A 17,040-nucleotide genomic window follows, 5' to 3' on the forward strand; every position below is an offset into this window, starting at 1 on the left:
CAAAATTACAATTTTAATGGTCAAATTTTGTAATTCTTATTAATTCTATTTTATCAATTTTAGCAATAATTTTTTTGCTCAAAAATTTATCAATCGTATCATTTATCAAATTAAGTTCCATATCATAATATACAATTTGCTTTTTTCCTTGAAATTCTGCTGGATACCATTTTGGTGTTTTCTTCAAAACTTCAATCAAAATATTTCCAGCATCAAAACCGATGTCATTTTTAACTTTAAAATCCTCAAGTTCTCCAGTTTTATTTACAGCAAATGAAACAACTATTTTGCCTTCTTTTCTATTAACTTTTTTAGGAAATATATAGTTTTCTTTGACAAATTTATCAAGCATCTTAAATCCTCCAGCATATTCAGGATAAACTGTAATTCCCGGCATACCATATACATAATCTGCCTCAATAATTTGTCTTAAACTATCTTTTGCTTCTATAATCTTTTCATTTTCTATATTGTTTCTACTTAAATTCTTCTTTTCTTTATTTCTTTTCTGATAACTTTCAACTTTGTTATTAATTGAATCTTTAGGTGGTAAAATAATTCCAAGTGTCATCCTTGGTTCTTCCTCAACAACTTCAACCGTTTCAATTTTCTGTTTAATTCCATCAGAATTTTGACAACTAAATAAACTTGTTCCCATCGAAATCAACAAAGCCAACATAAACATTTTTTGAAAATGAACTTGAGAAAATATAACACTTTTAGGGATTTGAATGATAACCGAATCCAATTGTTCGTTTTTAAATCGTCCGCAAACATTAGTGTTTTTAGACAAATAATCTCTAATTTGATCTGTACTCATGTTTGTAAAATCAACAACTTGGGTTGTGCAAGCTTTACAAAATCTTCCTCTATCCGAAGGAATCATGGCGTTCCAATCTTCATGACAAGGTTTTGGAACAGTAATTTTAAATTTATTTTCCATAATAAAATGTTGACTATACAATTATAACGAAAAATTACATCAAAATTGTACTTTTGCCTAATGGAAAACATTTTCACCGACGAATACTTCATGAAAAAAGCTTTGCAAGAAGCCGAAACTGCTTTTGAAAAAGGTGAAATTCCTGTTGGCGCCATTATTGTAATTGATAACAAAGTAATTGCTCGAAGTCATAATCTGACTGAATTATTAAACGATGTCACGGCTCATGCCGAAATGCAATCGATAACTGCCGCTGCCAATTTCCTTGGAGGAAAATACTTGAAAGATTGCACTTTATATGTTACGCTTGAACCATGTCAAATGTGCGCTGGTGCATTGTATTGGAGTCAAATTTCTAAAATTGTTTTTGGTGCTAGAGACGAACAACGTGGATTTCTAACTTTAGGAACCAAATTACATCCAAAAACTCAAGTAAATCATGGTGTTTTAGCTCAAGAATGTGGCGACTTAATGAAGCGTTTTTTTGCCGAAAAAAGAAAGTAGAAAAATTCCTTTTTTTACAAGAAAAATTGTCCAAAAAATTATTTTACATTTACTACAATATTTAAAATTTATTTCTGTTATAGCATTAATTGAAAGTGTTAAAAAAGCATTTTTTCAAGTCAAAAAGTTCTAACCAATAATTCCAAAAAACATATGAAAACCAGCAAGTTAATCGGTTTGTTTCTTGCAATCTTTGTATTGCATTCTTGTTCTAAAAAATCGGCTGCCGATTTTGATTCCGACTTCACTTTATACAAGGATTATATATCGAGTTTTTCTTCTGGTTTTGTATCGGTCAGTTCCGATATTCGTGTGCAATTGGCTTTCAATAAAAGTGATTGGAAACCCAACCAAGAATTAGACGAAGATTTGTTCGATATTTCTCCAAGTGTTTCAGGAAAAGTGGTGGCACTTTCTAACAATACCATTGCTTTTATTCCAAAAGACAAATTGGAACAAAATACTTTGTATCAAATTACGCTTCACCTTTCGCAAATCAATGATAAGACACCAAAAGAATTAGAGGATTTTAAGTTCTCGATTAAAACTATTAAGCAAGATTTTATTGTCAATACATTAGATTTACAATCCTATGACAGAGACACTTATTATTTAAATGGAACGATTAAAACTGCTGACAATCTTTCCTTTGAAGACGCTCAAAAATTGTTGAAATCAACTCAAAATGATGATGATTTAAAAATTATTTTTGATAAAGCTACAAGTACTTCAACCGAATTCAAATTTACAATCGACAAAATAAAACGTTTCGATGACGACAGCGAAATTACCATTGCCTGGGATGGCGATGATGCAGATATTGAGCAAGAAGGCGAAGTACAATATCCAATTCCAGGTAAAAATCAATTCAAAGTTTTAGATATTAAAATTGGTGACGAAAACAACCAATCTTTATTAATAAACTTCTCTGATCCATTAAAAAGAGATCAAGATTTTAAAGGATTAATCGCAATTGAAAACACTAACAATTTGAAATTTGCCACAATGGGCAACGTTTTGAAAGTGTTTTTCAGCAACGAAGCTAAAAATTCTGAAGTAGATAAAGGAAATTCTGCAGAAACTATTACTGAAAGTGTAACTACTGCTGTTGATTCTGCCGCTGTTGTAGTTGAAGCTGCTGCCGTTGCCGTTGATACAGCAGCTGTTGCTGTCGATTCAGCTGTTGCTTATGTAGAACCAGTTGTTGAAACTGTAGAAGAAGAATCTAATGTTCAATCCTTTGCTGGAACAAAATTAGTCGAAGTTTTTCAAGGAATTGAAAGCGAATACGGCTACAAAATGAAACAAAATTATTCTGAAAAATTACAATTTGAACAAATAAAACCAGCGGTTCGATTAGTAAAAAGTGGAACGATTTTACCAAGTTCAAACAATTTAAAAATCAATTTTCAAGCGGCAAATTTGAATGCTGTTGATGTAAAAGTGTACAAAATCTACAAAAACAACATCATGCAATTTTTGCAAAATAATGAACTTAACGGAACTCGAAATTTAAAACAAGTTGGACAATCGGTCGCCAAAAAAACCATCGAATTAAAACAAAATAATCTTCTTGATTATACCAAATGGAATACCTACGCTTTAGATATTTCTAAAATTGTAACTCCAGAACCAGGTGCGATTTATCGTGTGGAATTTTCATTCAAAAAGAAATATTCACTTTACAAATGCGGAAATGAAACGCCAAATAACGAAGAAGAAAATCAAGATTCTGAGGAAGAAAACGAAGACGACGTCAATTATAGCGGCAATAATTACGACTATTACTACTATGAAGAAGATTATGATTACAGAGAAAGTCTTGATCCATGCACCGACTATTATTATTACAACAACACAACCATTGGAACCAATATTTTAGCAACCGATTTAGGTGTAATTGCTAAACGTGGAACAGATAAATCGGTAGTTATTGCCGTTAGTGATATCGTTTCTACTGATCCCGTTTCGGGCGCAACCGTAACTTTATACAATTACCAACAACAAAAAATTGCTGATTCAAGTACTGATGGCGATGGAATGGCATCGTTCCAATTAGAGAAAATTGCCTATTTCGCAATTGTTACCAAAGGCGACCAAAGCACTTACGTGAAATTGGACGACGAATTATCTTTATCTGTAAGTGATTTTGATGTTTCAGGCGAAACGTTGCAAAAAGGTTTGAAAGGATATTTATATGGTGAACGTGGCGTTTGGCGTCCAGGCGATTCGTTGTATCTGTCATTCATTTTAAATGATAACGCCAATAAATTACCAGAAAATCATCCGATAAAAATTAGAGTAAACGATCCAAGTGGAAAAACCGTGTATCAATCGGTTCAAAAAGGAACGGCTTTAAGTCATTATAAATTCATTGTTCCAACACAATCTAATGCGCCAACAGGAAATTGGGAAGCTGTGGTAAGTGTTGGTGGCGCTCGTTTTTACAAAAGCATCAAAATTGAAACCATAAAACCCAATCGTTTAAAAATTAAAAATAGTTTTAATGGAACGATGCTTTCTACAAGCAAAAACAATGTCAATAACATACAAGTGTTATGGCTTCATGGTGCTATTGCAAAAGATTTAAAAACCGAAGTTCAAGCCAAATTCTCACAACAAGTTACAACGTTCAAAGGATTTGACAAATATGTTTTTGATGATCCGACAAGAAGTTTTTCAACGGAAGAAATCAATATTTTTTCAGGTAAAGTTGATGGAAATGGTCGTGCATCCATTCCGATAAAACCAACATTGCAAGGTCAAGCACCAGGAATGTTGAAAGCCGCTTTTATCACAAAAGTTTACGAACAAGGTGGCGATGTTTCTACTGATGTCGCTTCGACAACTTATTCTCCGTACCAAACTTATATTGGTGTGAAAGCGCCACAACCAAACAAATATGGATTATTAGAAACTGGAAAAGCCAACCGATTTGATATTGTCGCTGTAAACGAAAACGGAAAACCAAAATCAGTTCAGAATTTGGATGTGCGTATTTACAAATTAGAATCTCGTTGGTGGTGGGATGCTTCTAATGATAATTTGTCAAATTATAGTTCGTCAACTTCAACAATTGCTTACAAAAACTTTAGAGTTTCAACCGATTATTCAGGAAAAACAAGCATTTCGTTTGTGGTTCCAGAAAACGATTGGGGTAATTATTTAGTTCGTGTTTCCGATCCAAATGATGGTCACGCCACAGGAACAAGAGTTTATATAGATTCACCATATTGGTCAGCTCGTTCTAAAAATGAAGATGGAAAAGCAGCGACAATGTTACGTTTTTCAACCGATAAAGAAAAATATGCCGTTGGTGAAACTGCCAAAATATTCTTCCCATCAAGTGAAGGCGGAAGAGCTTTAATTTCTGTAGAAAACGGAACTAAAGTCGTGAAAACGCTTTGGGCAAAAACCAAAAAAGGTGAAACTACTGTCGAATTACCGATTACTGGTGAAATGGCGCCAAATGTTTACATCAATGTAACGCTTTTACAGCCACACGCATCTACCAAAAACGATTCGCCAATAAGAATGTATGGAATTGTTCCAATTGAAGTTGTCGATAAAAATACGGTTTTAGAACCACAAATTTCAATGCCTGATGTGCTTCGTCCAGAACAAACGGTAAATGTAAAAGTATCTGAAAAACAAGGCAAAGCGATGACTTATACTATTGCAGTTGTTGATGAAGGTTTGTTGGATTTAACGCGTTTCAAAACTCCAAATGCTTGGGATAATTTCTATACTCGCGAAGCGTTAGGTGTTAGAACTTGGGATATTTATGATGATGTAATTGGTGCTTATGGCGGAAAAGTAAATCAGGTTTTTGCCATTGGTGGTGATGCCGATTTAGGTGGCGGAAAAGCTAAAAAGGCCAATCGTTTCAAACCAGTTGTGATGTATTTCGGTCCATTTGAATTAGGAAAAGGCGATTCTAAAACGCATCAAATTAAACTTCCAAAATATATTGGTTCGGTTCGTACTATGGTTGTTGCTGCCAATAAAGAAAATAGCGCTTATGGAATGGCTGAAAAAGCTACACAAGTAAAAAGTCCGTTGATGGTTTTGGCTTCGTTGCCACGAAAAATTTCTCCTTCAGAAAATGTTACGATTCCTGTAACGCTTTTTGCAACAGAGAAAAGCATTAAGAATGTAACACTTCAAATTAAAACTAATAATGCTGTTAGAGTTCTTGGAAAAGCAAGTCAAATTGTAAAATTCACAGAACCAGACGAAAAAATGGTGTATTTCAATTTAAGTGTTGGAAACATAACCGGAATTGGAAAAGTGCAAATCATCGCCACATCAGGAAAAGAGAAATCTACTTATGATGTTGAAATTGATGTGATGAATCCAAATCCAATAACCACAACATACACCGATATTATTATTGAACCCAATAGTTCTAAAAAAATCTCTTGGGATTTATTTGGCGTAGCTGGAAGTAACAAATCCAAAATGGAAGTTTCATCGGTTCCAACAGTTGATTTTAGCCGAAGATTAGATTACTTGATTCAATATCCGCATGGTTGTGTGGAACAAACTACATCGTCTGTTTTTCCACAATTGTATTTGAATGATGTAATGGATTTAGACGCAACTTACAAACAAAGAATTCAGAAAAATGTAACAGGAGGAATCCAAAAATTAGGAAATTTCCAAGTGGCGAATGGAGGATTTGCTTATTGGCCAGGCAATACCGAAGCCGACGATTGGGGAACATCTTATGCTGGACATTTCTTAATTGAAGCGGAGAAAAAAGGCTATGTTTTACCGATTTCTTTCAAAAATAAATGGATTTCCTATCAAAAGAAAATGGCAAAACAATGGCGTTTTGAAAAACAATATGGTAACGATTTTGCACAAGCTTATCGTCTTTACACATTAGCTATTGCAGGTTCAGCCGATTTAGCTTCGATGAACAGACTTCGTGAAACGGTTGGAATATCTAACGAAAGTAGATTGCGTTTGGCTGCAACTTATGCTATTATCAAACAAAATTCGGCAGGTTTAGCGTTATTAAGCAAATCAATGATTGACGAACAGAATGAAGATGGTTATTACTATTATTATGGTTCAAATGAAAGAAATCGTGCCATGGCTTTAGAAACTTTAGTATTATTAGGTCAAAAACAAAAAGCTTTTGCAATGGCAACCAAATTGGCAAAAAATCTATCAAGCAATCAATGGATGAGCACACAAACAACTGCTTACGGATTATACGCCATGTCAAAATTTGCACAAAGTAATGGTAGCAAAGGTGTTTCTGTTCAATATACGAATGGAGGAAAATCGGTAGTAATTAATACCAATAAAACAGTTGCGCAACGAAAATTATCTTTAGTTTCAGGTACTAACTCTGTTACTATTAAGAACAACAAGAATAATACGATATTCGTTCGTGTTCTAAATAGCGGAATTCTTCCTGTTGGAAAAGAAAATGTAGTTCAAAATAATGTGTCTGCCAATGTAGTTTTCAAAGACCGAAAAGGTAAAGCAATCTCGGTTACCAAAATTGCTCAAGGCACAGAATTCATTGCAGAAGTTACAATTTCAAATAAGAAAAATGAATATGTAAATAACATTGCGCTTTCGCAAATTCTACCATCAGGATTCGAAATTGTAAATACAAGATACACTGAATTTGGTGAATCAACTTCTAATGTTGCTGATTATATTGACATTCGTGATGATAGAGCCAATTACTATTTCAGTCTTCGTGGTGGCGAAACAAGAACATTCAAAATCTTGTTAAATGCTTCATACCTAGGTAAATATTACTTGCCAGGATTACAATGTGAAGCTATGTATGACAATGAATTCTTGGCTCGAACTAAAGGTCAATGGGTTGAAGTGGTGAAGTAATTTTTTTAAACACAAAAGACACAAAGAAAGCAAAAGAAATTTCTAGCTTTCTTTGTGTCTTCTATAATTCTAAATCTAAAAAGTTAAAATCTTTTGTGCCTTTTGTGGTTTAAAACAAAAATGAAACAAAAACTCCAAGCGTTTCTTCAACGCATTTTAAAATACATCAAAACCAACAAAAAGAAATCTGCTATTGCATTTATTCTTCTTGTGGTTTACTATTTTTCATTGCCAAGAACACTTTTTGAAGAACCTTATTCCACAGTAATTGAAAGTAGTGATGGCGAATTATTAGCTGCAAAAATTGCGCGCGATGGACAATGGCGTTTTCCTTCAAAAGATAGTATTCCAGATAAGTTCAAGAAATGTATAACGTATTTTGAAGACGAGCATTTCAATCATCATTGGGGTTTTAATCCTGTTGCGATGGTTAAAGCTATTCAACAAAATCGAAGCGCAGGAAAAGTAGTTCGTGGCGGAAGTACCTTGACGCAACAAGTAATTCGTTTATCTCGAAAAAATAAAAAACGTACCTATTTTGAAAAAGTAATAGAAATCATTCTCGCAACCCGATTGGAGTTTCGTCATTCTAAAGAAAAAATTTTAGAATTGTACGCTGCTCATGCACCTTATGGCGGTAATGTAGTTGGATTAGAAATGGCTTCTTGGCGTTATTTTGGAGTACAATCACATCAATTATCTTGGGCAGAAACGGCTACTTTAGCGGTTTTACCAAATGCTCCAAGTTTAATTTATCCTGGTAAAAACCAACAAAAATTACTTAAAAAACGCAATAGACTTTTACTGAAATTATATAACGAAAAAGTAATTGATAAAATGACATATCAATTGTCAATTGAAGAACCGTTGCCACAAAAACCTTATAATGTTCCGCAAATTGCACCTCATTTATTACAACGAGTTGCAAAATCAGACGAAGGAAAACGTATTAAAACTACGGTTGATATTTCGTTGCAAAATCGTGTGAACCAAATTGCTGCTTATTATTACAATCAATACAAGCAAAATGAAGTTCACAATTTGGCGATAATGGTAATTGACATTCAAAATCGTAACGTAATCAGTTATGTTGGAAATGCTCCAACCGATAAAGATCACGATAAAGATGTTGATATTATTTCGGCACCACGAAGCACAGGAAGTATTTTGAAACCCTTGCTTTATGCGTCGATGTTAGATTCGGGTGAACTTCTTCCCAATACGTTAGTTGCTGATATTCCAACGCAAATTTCGGGTTATGCGCCACAGAATTTTAATCTGACGTTTGATGGCGCAGTTCCAGCACAACGAGCGTTATCTCGTTCGTTAAATATTCCAGCGGTTTTGATGTTACAAGAACACGGCGTGAATAATTTTTATGAATTGCTTCAAAAATTCCAACTGAAAAACATCAATAAACGACCAGATCATTATGGATTATCGCTCATTCTTGGTGGTGCCGAAAGTAATCTTTGGGATTTGTGTAGAACGTATGCTAATTTATCTTCAACCGTAAATTATTTCAATAAAACAAAAGGAAAATATCGAAATAATGAATTTGCCGAACTGAATTTCGTAAACGGATTTGAACAAGATTATGGCGATGAAACCAATCAAAAACCCATACTTGGTGCTGGTTCCATTTATTTGACTTACAACGCCATGAAAGAAGTTAATCGTCCAGAAGGCGATGAAGCTTGGCGATTCTACGATTCATCCTTAGACATTGCTTGGAAAACAGGAACAAGTTTTGGAAATCGTGATGCTTGGGCAATTGGAACCAATTCTAGATATGTAGTTGGCGTTTGGGTTGGCAATGCTTCTGGCGAAGGTAGACCACAATTGACAGGCGTTGACAGTGCTGCACCAATATTGTTTGATGTTTTTAATTTATTGCCACGAAAAGCGTTTTTTAGTCCGCCATTGAATGATTTAGAATATGCCGATGTTTGCACTAAAAGTGGTCATTTAGCACAAGATGATTGCCCGAAAACCAATCAATTGATTCCTAAAAATGGTAAAAAAACCAGTATTTGTCCGTATCATAAATTGGTGCATTTGGATGCTTCACAACAATATCGAGTAAACAGCAGTTGCGAAAATGTAGATAATATTGTCACTAAAAAATGGTTTGTTTTGCCACCAGTTATGGAATGGTATTACAAAAGTCAACACATAGATTATATGCCATTGCCACCATTTCGGGCTGATTGTACGCCAACGCAACAAGCTTCGATGGATTTTATTTATCCGAAAACGAATAGCAAAATATATCTAACCAAAAACTTCCAAAGTAAAGTGCAACCTGTAATTCTAAAAGTGGCGCACTCCAACAAAGAAGCCAAACTTTTTTGGTATGTTGACAACATTTACAAAGGCGAAACCCAAACGTTTCACGAAATGCAAATTGAAGCCAACACCGGTTTTCATTACATCACGGTTGTAGATGAATTTGGTAATGAAATTAATAGAAAGGTCGAGTTTGTGAGGGATTAACTTATTTAATTCGAAAATAAAAAGCACAAAAAAACCGCCAATCTCACGAAAGGCGGTTTTTCTTATTTAATTTCTTTTCCTTGATTATCAAAAAAGTGATATTCTAGGTACGTGTAAGCGTCACGAGGTATGATTTTCACCCATTTTTTATGTTCAAAGAACCACTTTGAACGTATTGATGGAAAACCTTTTTTAAGGTATGCTGCCACGAAAGGATGAACGTTAAGTTTTACTTTCTTGTGGTCTTTCATGATTTTTTCAAGTGAAAAAGTAATCTTATCTATAATTTGGATTGGCGCATCTACATCGCTACTCAAATTATTAGGATTTTCTTCCCTTGTTTCAATATTTACTTCTGGTCTTACTCTTTGTCTAGTAATTTGAACTAATCCAAATTTACTTGGTGGTAAGATCTTGTGTTTAGCTTTGTCATCTTCCATTTCTTCTTTCAAGAAATTGTATAGAACTTGACGATTTTCAGGATTTTGCATATCGATAAAATCGACTACAATAATTCCACCCATGTCGCGAAGTCTTAACTGACGTGCAATTTCTGCTGCGGCAATCATATTCACTTCTAGAGCAGTATCTTCCTGATTGGTTGCCTTGTTAGAACGATTTCCGCTGTTTACGTCGATAACGTGAAGCGCTTCTGTATGTTCTATAATCAAATAAGCTCCTTTACTCATGGAAACTGTTCGTCCGAATGAGGTTTTTATTTGACGCTCTATATGATATTTCTCAAAAATAGGAAGGTCTTTATTTTGATAAAGCTTCACCATATTTTGTTTTGAAGGTGCTATTTCGGCTATATAGTCCTTCGTTTCTTGGTACAACTCTTCATCATCTACTTGAATACCGGTGAAAGTATCGTTGAAAATGTCTCTAAGCATTGAGGAAACTTTGTTAAGTTCTCCTAACACTTTAGAAGGATGATGAGCAGTTGGTAATTTCTTACACATTGCAAGCCACCTATCGTTTAGGTTTTGCAAATCTTTTTCTAGTTCGGCTGTTTTTTTGCCTTCTGCTACTGTTCTCACAATAACGCCAAATCCTTTTGGTTTGACTGCTTGTACCAATTTTTTCAATCGGTCTTTTTCGGCTTTGTCTTCTATTTTTTGAGAAACAGAAACTCGGTCAGAAAAAGGGACAAGAACTAAATATCTACCGGCAAAAGAAAGCTCAGAGCTAATTCTTGGACCTTTGGTAGAAATTGGTTCCTTAACCACTTGCACTAAAACAGATTGATTGGCGCTCAGAATATCTGATATGGCACCATCTTTATCAATCTCTTTTTCAAACTGAAAGTTTTTTAGGGAGAAATCTTTTATTTTACCTGCGCTTACAAGTTTAATGAATTTCAAATAAGAAGCTAATTGCGGACCTAAATCGTGATAATGTAAAAAGGCGTCTTTTTCGTAGCCAACATTTACAAAAGCTGCATTTAATCCAGCGACAGGCTTCCTGATTTTGGCAATAAAAATATCACCTACAGCAAAACTGTTCTTTTTTTCTTCTTCTTTGTGTAATTCAATTAGTTTTCCATCTTTTAATAAGGCAAAATCTACAGCATTGTCATCCTTGCGAATGATTAATTCTTTATTCATGTTGTAAATTTTTATCTGTTTTTTGAGAAAATAGAGAAAAGAGAAAAGAAAATAGATACAATCTAAAATCTAAAATCTAACGTCTAAAATCTTATTTACAGATGGATTAAACATTTTTTACAGGTTTTTACCCGGTGAATTTTAGTTAGCAGTAGTAATTTTCAGTTAGCAGACTGCTTACTGTGACTGAATACTGATTACTAAATTTCGTTTTCAATGAACGTTTAAAAAGAAAAAAGTAGTTTAAAACTACTTTTTCTTTTTGTGTCGGTTAGCTCTCGCTCTTTTTTTACGTTTGTGCGTCGCTACCTTATGTCTTTTTCTTTTTTTACCGCTTGGCATAGGTTGATTTTTTGTGATTAATAAATAAGTTTTTAAACTGCTACTTCAGTTTTAGTTTTTACTCCTTCAACAAATACTTTTGCAGGTTTAAATGCAGGAATATTGTGAGCAGGAATTTTAATTGTAGTATTTTTTGAAATGTTTCTACCAGTTTTTTCAGCTCTAGTTTTGATGATAAAACTACCGAAACCTCTTAAATAAACGTTATCTCCATTTTCTAAAGAAGTTTTTACTTCTTCCATTAATGCTTCAACTGTTGATTGAACATCACCTTTTTCAAGACCTAATTTTTCTGAAATTTTCGCTACGATGTCTGCTTTCGTCATTTTCTTTCTATTTAAATATTATGTGTATTTTTTTGAGTGTGCAAATATAAGAATTAAAAAAACAATATTTCAAGGATAATTGATTAAAATTTAATCACATAAAGTTATACTTTTGTTAATCTTAACTTATTTATGGAATTTTCTAACTCATTATTGCATTGGTATTTACAAAATAAACGTGATTTACCATGGCGAAATACCTCACATCCTTACCCAATTTGGCTCTCAGAAATTATGCTTCAGCAAACCAGAGTAGCCCAAGGATTGCCATATTTTTTATCATTTATGGACGCTTTTCCAACTGTTTTTGATTTGGCGAAAGCCGATGAAGAGCAAGTTTTAAAACTTTGGCAAGGATTAGGATACTATTCACGAGCAAGAAATATGCACAAAACGGCACAAATTATAGCTTTTGACCTTAACGGAAATTTCCCAAATAATTATAACGACTTGTTAAAACTGAAAGGAATTGGCGAATATACTGCTGCCGCCATTGCTTCTTTCGCCTTTAATGAAGTTGTACCTGTGGTTGACGGAAATGTATATCGAGTTTTAGCGAGATATTTTAATGTTGAAACCGATATTGCATCAAGTTCGGCTAGAAAAGAATTTACTGCTTTAGCAAAAGAGTTGATTCTGAATGATAATCCAGCGCAGTTTAATCAGGCTATTATGGAATTTGGAGCTTTGCAATGTGTTCCTAAAAATCCTAATTGTGAAATTTGTATTTTTAATAGTAGTTGCGCTGCTTTGCAAAAGAAAAAAGTTGCCGAACTTCCTATAAAATTGAAAAAAACTAAAGTCACAAATAAATATTTTAATTATTTGATTTTTTTGGATGATTCTGAAACTACATTAATTAATAAGAGAACTGAAAAAGGAATTTGGCACAACTTATATGAATTTCCGGTAATTGAAACTGAAAATGAAATTGATTTTGATGTTTTGTCTAAGTTAGTCCATGAAAACTATTCAGATTTAAAAATTAAAGACATTTCAATTTATAATGAGAATCAGATTATTCACAAATTATCACATCAAAAACTGCATATTAATTTTTATAAAGTTGAAGTTTCAAATAAATTAATGAATGGAATTAGCTTGAATTCCTTAAGAAATTATCCTTTTCCGATAGTAATTTATAATTTTATTGAGAAATATTCTATTTAATTTGTAATTTTGGTTATTAAATTTGTTTTATCATGAACGGAACATTAAATAAAGTTATGCTTATCGGTCATTTAGGTGACGATATTAAAATGCATTATTTTGAAGGAGGAAACTGCATTGGGCGTTTTCCATTGGCGACGAATGAAGTATATATCAATAAATCTACCAACGAAAAAATCACTTCTACTGAGTGGCACAATCTTGTAGTTAGAAATAAAGCTGCCGAAATTTGTGAAAAATACCTTACGAAAGGTGATAAAATATATGTTGAAGGCAGAATCAAATCGCGCCAATGGCAAGCTGAGGATGGTTCTACTAAATATACTACAGAAATTCAAGTTACTGAGTTTACCTTTTTAACAGTAAAAAAAGATACAGAAGGCAACAAACAAATTTCAGGATCTGAACCTAAAAGCGGTAACTTTGACGCACCTAATTCGGCTATCGAAAATGATATGCCTTATTAATTATGTTTAACTAATTTAATTTAATTTGGACCCAGAGCCCAGTTTTACATTATTTTCTACCGTTGACACCAACATGCTTTTTGGCATCATTGGAATTATAATTTTGCTTTTTTGTTGTTCGATGGTTGCAGCTTCTGAAGTTGCTTTGTTTTCGCTTACACCTAAAAATATTTCCGATTTAGAACAAAAAAATCCTTCGAAAGCTATTGTTGTCAATCAAATGCTTTCGAAACCTAAAAAACTTTTGGCAACTATTTTAGTTGCTAATAATTTTCTTCATATTTCAATTGTAATTTTATTTTCCTTTTCACTTGATGAAGTTTTTTCAACTATTGCTTCACCTCTTTTGAAATTTATTGTTGAAGTGATTTTAGTCACGTTTCTAATTTTACTTTTCGGAGAAGTTTTACCTAAAGTTTATGCAAGTCGAAATAACATTAAATTTGCTTCGTTTATAGCTTATCCGCTTTCTGTTTTAGATAAATTGCTTTCGCCAATTAGTTTGCCAATGAGAGCTTTTACTAATTATATTCAAGAGAAATTAGGAAAACAAAAAACCAATTTTTCTGTAGATCAACTATCGCAAGCTCTAGAATTAACTTCAACAGAAGATACATCTCAAGAAGAACAAAAACTATTAGAAGGTATTGTTTCTTTTGGAAATACCGACACGAAACAAGTCATGAGTCCAAGGATTGATTTATTTGCTCTAGATATTGAAGAAACTTTTGCAGAAATTTTTCCAAAAATTGTTGAAAAAGGATATTCGCGAATTCCTGTTTACAGAGACAATATTGACCATATAGAAGGCGTTTTGTTTATTAAGGATTTGATTCCGCACATTAATAAGAAAGAATTTGATTGGAAAACCTTACTTCGTGAACCGTTTTTTGTTCCTGAAAACAAGAAACTAGACGATTTATTGAAAGATTTTCAAGGTATGAAAAGTCATTTAGCCATTGTGGTTGATGAATATGGCGGAACGTCAGGAATTGTATCTTTAGAGGATGTTATTGAGGAAATTGTAGGTGATATCAGCGATGAATTTGATGATGAGAATATTAATTTTTCTCAAATAGATGATAGAAATTACCTGTTTGAAGGAAAAATTAACCTAAAAGATTTCTACAGAATTATTGATGTTGACGAAAATTTATTTGAAATAAGAAAAGGAGAAGCTGAAACTTTAGCCGGATTTATTTTAGAAATATTAGGGAATTTCCCAAAGAAAGGACAAAAAATACAATTTGAAAACTGCTTATTTACCATAGAAGTAGTTGATAAAAAACGAGTTAAACAAATAAAAGTTACCATTGATGCGTAAACCATTTCATTATATAGTAGGATTGACTTTAGCTTTTAGCACAGTAATTTTTACAAGTTGTAAAGACGATGTGTTACCAAAACCTTCAAGCCAATTACGATTGGATTATCCAATTGCTGAATATGCTGCTTTTGAAAATCATTGTCCGTTTACCTTCAATATTAATTCGGATGCTGTGATAAAAGAAAAAACTGATTGTGGTTTCACGATAACTTATCCGAAGATGAAAGCTACGATTTATTTAACTTATAAATCTGTAAATGGCAACATTGATAAACTGCTACGTGATGCTCAAAAACTAACTTACGAACACGTCATTAAAGCTGACGACATCTTAGAACAACCTTTTATAAACGATGAAAAAAAAGTGTACGGTATGTTTTATCGCGTTGGCGGAAATGCTGCAACTAACTCACAATTTTACGTAACCGATAGTACTAAACATTTCTTGACAGGTTCTGTTTATTTCTATGCCAAACCAAATTACGATTCGATAATGCCAGCTGCAGATTATATCAAAAACGATATGCAAAATTTGATGGAATCGTTGAAGTGGAAGTAAAACAAAAAAGGATTCGCAATACGAATCCTTTCTTTATTAATTTGAAATAATAATTAAGCTTTATTTCCAAGTTTTACATCAGAAACTTTATATGTTTTTCCATCAGCACAAGATTCTGCTGCTTTTACTAAATCTTCTGATTTTAATTTGTCTAAATCAAAATTTACAGTAGCCGTTTTTGTTTCAAAATCTACTTTTGCATTTTGAACGCCATCCATTTCGGCTAATTTTTCTTCGATAGTTTTAGCACATCCTACTGCGCAAGTCATTCCTTCAATATGAAATGTTGCAGTTTCGGGTTTAGTTGCCGCTGCAATTTCTTTTTTGGCAGTAGCTTCTTCTTTAACTTCTGTTGGTTTGCTATCAGTATTTTTACATCCCACAAAAAGCACTGATGCCAATGCTAGACCAACGATTCCTTTAGAAATTCTCATTGTATATATGTTTTTAATTTTTTGACTTTTAATTGTTTTACAAAATTACAACTTTTTTTATGCGACAATTCATAAAATTATGTCAATTTTGTGGTGCTAAAAAAATGCTATGCAAACAAATACATTAAAATGGTTGTTTTTAACCGTTCTTGCCTTGATTTGGGGAAGTTCCTTTATTTTAATCAAGAAAGGATTGGTTGGTTTATCGCCAATGCAATTGGGTTCGTTACGAATTATTTTCTCTGCTATATTCCTAATCATAATCGGATTTAAAAGCATTACTGAAATCAAACAACACCAATGGAAATACATTGCGTTAACTTCTTTGTTTGGGACATTTATTCCTGCATTTCTTTTTGCTATTGCTCAAACACAGATTAGTAGTTCCGTGAGTTCAATTTTAAATTCACTAACACCTTTAAACACTTTAATTATTGGTGGATTAGCCTTTGGCTTAAGTTTCAAACGTACACAAGTTTTTGGCGTAATCATTGGATTAATTGGAACGCTTTTGCTTATTGTCAATGGAGCAATGAATCATCCTAATCAAAACTATTGGTATACTGTTTTGGTACTTATCGCTTCCATTTGTTATGCAACGAATGTGAATTTGTTAAAGAAACATTTATCCGATGTTAAACCTTTGAGTATTTCTACAGGAAACTTTTTAGTGATGTTACTTCCAGCTTTGATTGTATTATTCTCAACCGACTTTTTATCTGTTGTAGAAAATGCAGAAGTTCAAAATTCGATGATTTACATAATTATTCTTGGCGTTGTTGGAACTGGAATTGCAAATATTATTTTCTTTAAATTGATTCAAATGTCATCGCCAGTTTTTGCTACTTCGGTAACTTATTTAATTCCGGTTGTGGCTTTCTTTTGGGGATTATTAGACAACGAAATGCTAACACCAATACAATTTATTGGAGCATTTATTATTCTGATTGGAGTTTATTTGTCGAGTAAGAAGTAGGTTATAGCTTTTAAAAATAAA

At 33.0% G+C, this 17,040-nt stretch carries 12 protein-coding genes; 8 read left to right on the top strand and 4 right to left on the bottom strand.

Features of this window, described 5'->3' with window-relative positions; translation table 11 throughout:
* Nucleotides 1-13 precede the first annotated feature (13 nt).
* On the bottom strand, nt 14-943 hold the full coding sequence (locus tag ABD771_RS12785; RefSeq protein WP_345095176.1) for an energy transducer TonB: 930 nt from the start codon (nt 941-943) through the stop codon (nt 14-16).
* 60 nt (nt 944-1,003) lie between these two features.
* On the opposite strand from ABD771_RS12785, the gene ABD771_RS12790 reads away from it, so the two are divergent.
* The 3 genes from ABD771_RS12790 (at nt 1,004) to pbpC (ending at nt 9,811) form a co-directional block, all read left to right on the top strand.
* Nucleotides 1,004-1,447, top strand: a complete 444-nt coding sequence (locus ABD771_RS12790; RefSeq protein WP_345095178.1) for a nucleoside deaminase — start codon at nt 1,004-1,006, stop codon at nt 1,445-1,447.
* Nucleotides 1,448-1,600: 153 nt separating this feature from the next.
* Nucleotides 1,601-7,315, top strand: a complete 5,715-nt coding sequence (locus ABD771_RS12795) for an alpha-2-macroglobulin family protein (protein WP_345095180.1) — start codon at nt 1,601-1,603, stop codon at nt 7,313-7,315.
* Nucleotides 7,316-7,435: 120 nt separating this feature from the next.
* Nucleotides 7,436-9,811, top strand: coding sequence for a penicillin-binding protein 1C (pbpC, locus tag ABD771_RS12800; protein WP_345095182.1), 2,376 nt, complete (start codon nt 7,436-7,438; stop codon nt 9,809-9,811).
* A 62-nt stretch (nt 9,812-9,873) separates the two neighbouring features.
* On the opposite strand, the gene ABD771_RS12805 is transcribed toward pbpC, so the two are convergent.
* Nucleotides 9,874-11,418 carry an Rne/Rng family ribonuclease gene (locus tag ABD771_RS12805; protein ID WP_298118363.1) on the bottom strand — a complete coding sequence of 515 codons (1,545 nt, stop codon included), beginning with the start codon at nt 11,416-11,418 and terminating at the stop codon, nt 9,874-9,876.
* A 374-nt stretch (nt 11,419-11,792) separates the two neighbouring features.
* Nucleotides 11,793-12,086: an HU family DNA-binding protein gene (locus ABD771_RS12810; RefSeq protein ID WP_035127849.1), complete on the bottom strand. Its 294-nt coding sequence runs from the start codon at nt 12,084-12,086 to the stop codon at nt 11,793-11,795.
* A gap of 132 nt (nt 12,087-12,218) precedes the next feature.
* Here ABD771_RS12810 and mutY point away from each other — a divergent pair, with 132 nt between their 5' ends.
* Genes mutY through gldD form a run of 4 tightly spaced genes read left to right on the top strand, consistent with a single transcriptional unit; the run spans nt 12,219 to nt 15,609 of the window.
* Complete coding sequence (mutY, locus tag ABD771_RS12815) at nt 12,219-13,256, top strand: A/G-specific adenine glycosylase (RefSeq protein WP_345095185.1); 1,038 nt, start codon at nt 12,219-12,221, stop codon at nt 13,254-13,256.
* A 32-nt stretch (nt 13,257-13,288) separates the two neighbouring features.
* On the top strand, nt 13,289-13,723 hold the full coding sequence (locus tag ABD771_RS12820) for a single-stranded DNA-binding protein (protein ID WP_345095187.1): 435 nt from the start codon (nt 13,289-13,291) through the stop codon (nt 13,721-13,723).
* A 25-nt stretch (nt 13,724-13,748) separates the two neighbouring features.
* The gene (locus ABD771_RS12825) at nt 13,749-15,047 is read left to right on the top strand and encodes a gliding motility-associated protein GldE (RefSeq protein ID WP_345095189.1); all 1,299 of its coding nucleotides are present in this window, start codon (nt 13,749-13,751) and stop codon (nt 15,045-15,047) included.
* Nucleotides 15,040-15,609: a gliding motility lipoprotein GldD gene (gene gldD, locus ABD771_RS12830; RefSeq protein ID WP_345095191.1), complete on the top strand. Its 570-nt coding sequence runs from the start codon at nt 15,040-15,042 to the stop codon at nt 15,607-15,609. Before ABD771_RS12825 ends, gldD begins: the two co-directional genes overlap by 8 nt.
* A gap of 53 nt (nt 15,610-15,662) precedes the next feature.
* Here gldD and ABD771_RS12835 read toward each other — a convergent pair whose 3' ends face one another.
* On the bottom strand, nt 15,663-16,043 hold the full coding sequence (locus ABD771_RS12835; RefSeq protein WP_298304312.1) for a heavy-metal-associated domain-containing protein: 381 nt from the start codon (nt 16,041-16,043) through the stop codon (nt 15,663-15,665).
* A 109-nt stretch (nt 16,044-16,152) separates the two neighbouring features.
* Between ABD771_RS12835 and ABD771_RS12840 the strand changes: the two genes are divergently transcribed.
* The gene (locus ABD771_RS12840) at nt 16,153-17,019 is read left to right on the top strand and encodes a DMT family transporter (protein WP_345095193.1); all 867 of its coding nucleotides are present in this window, start codon (nt 16,153-16,155) and stop codon (nt 17,017-17,019) included.
* Nucleotides 17,020-17,040 lie beyond the last annotated feature (21 nt).

Source organism: Flavobacterium chungnamense (genome assembly GCF_039539165.1).
GTDB lineage: Bacteria > Bacteroidota > Bacteroidia > Flavobacteriales > Flavobacteriaceae > Flavobacterium > Flavobacterium chungnamense.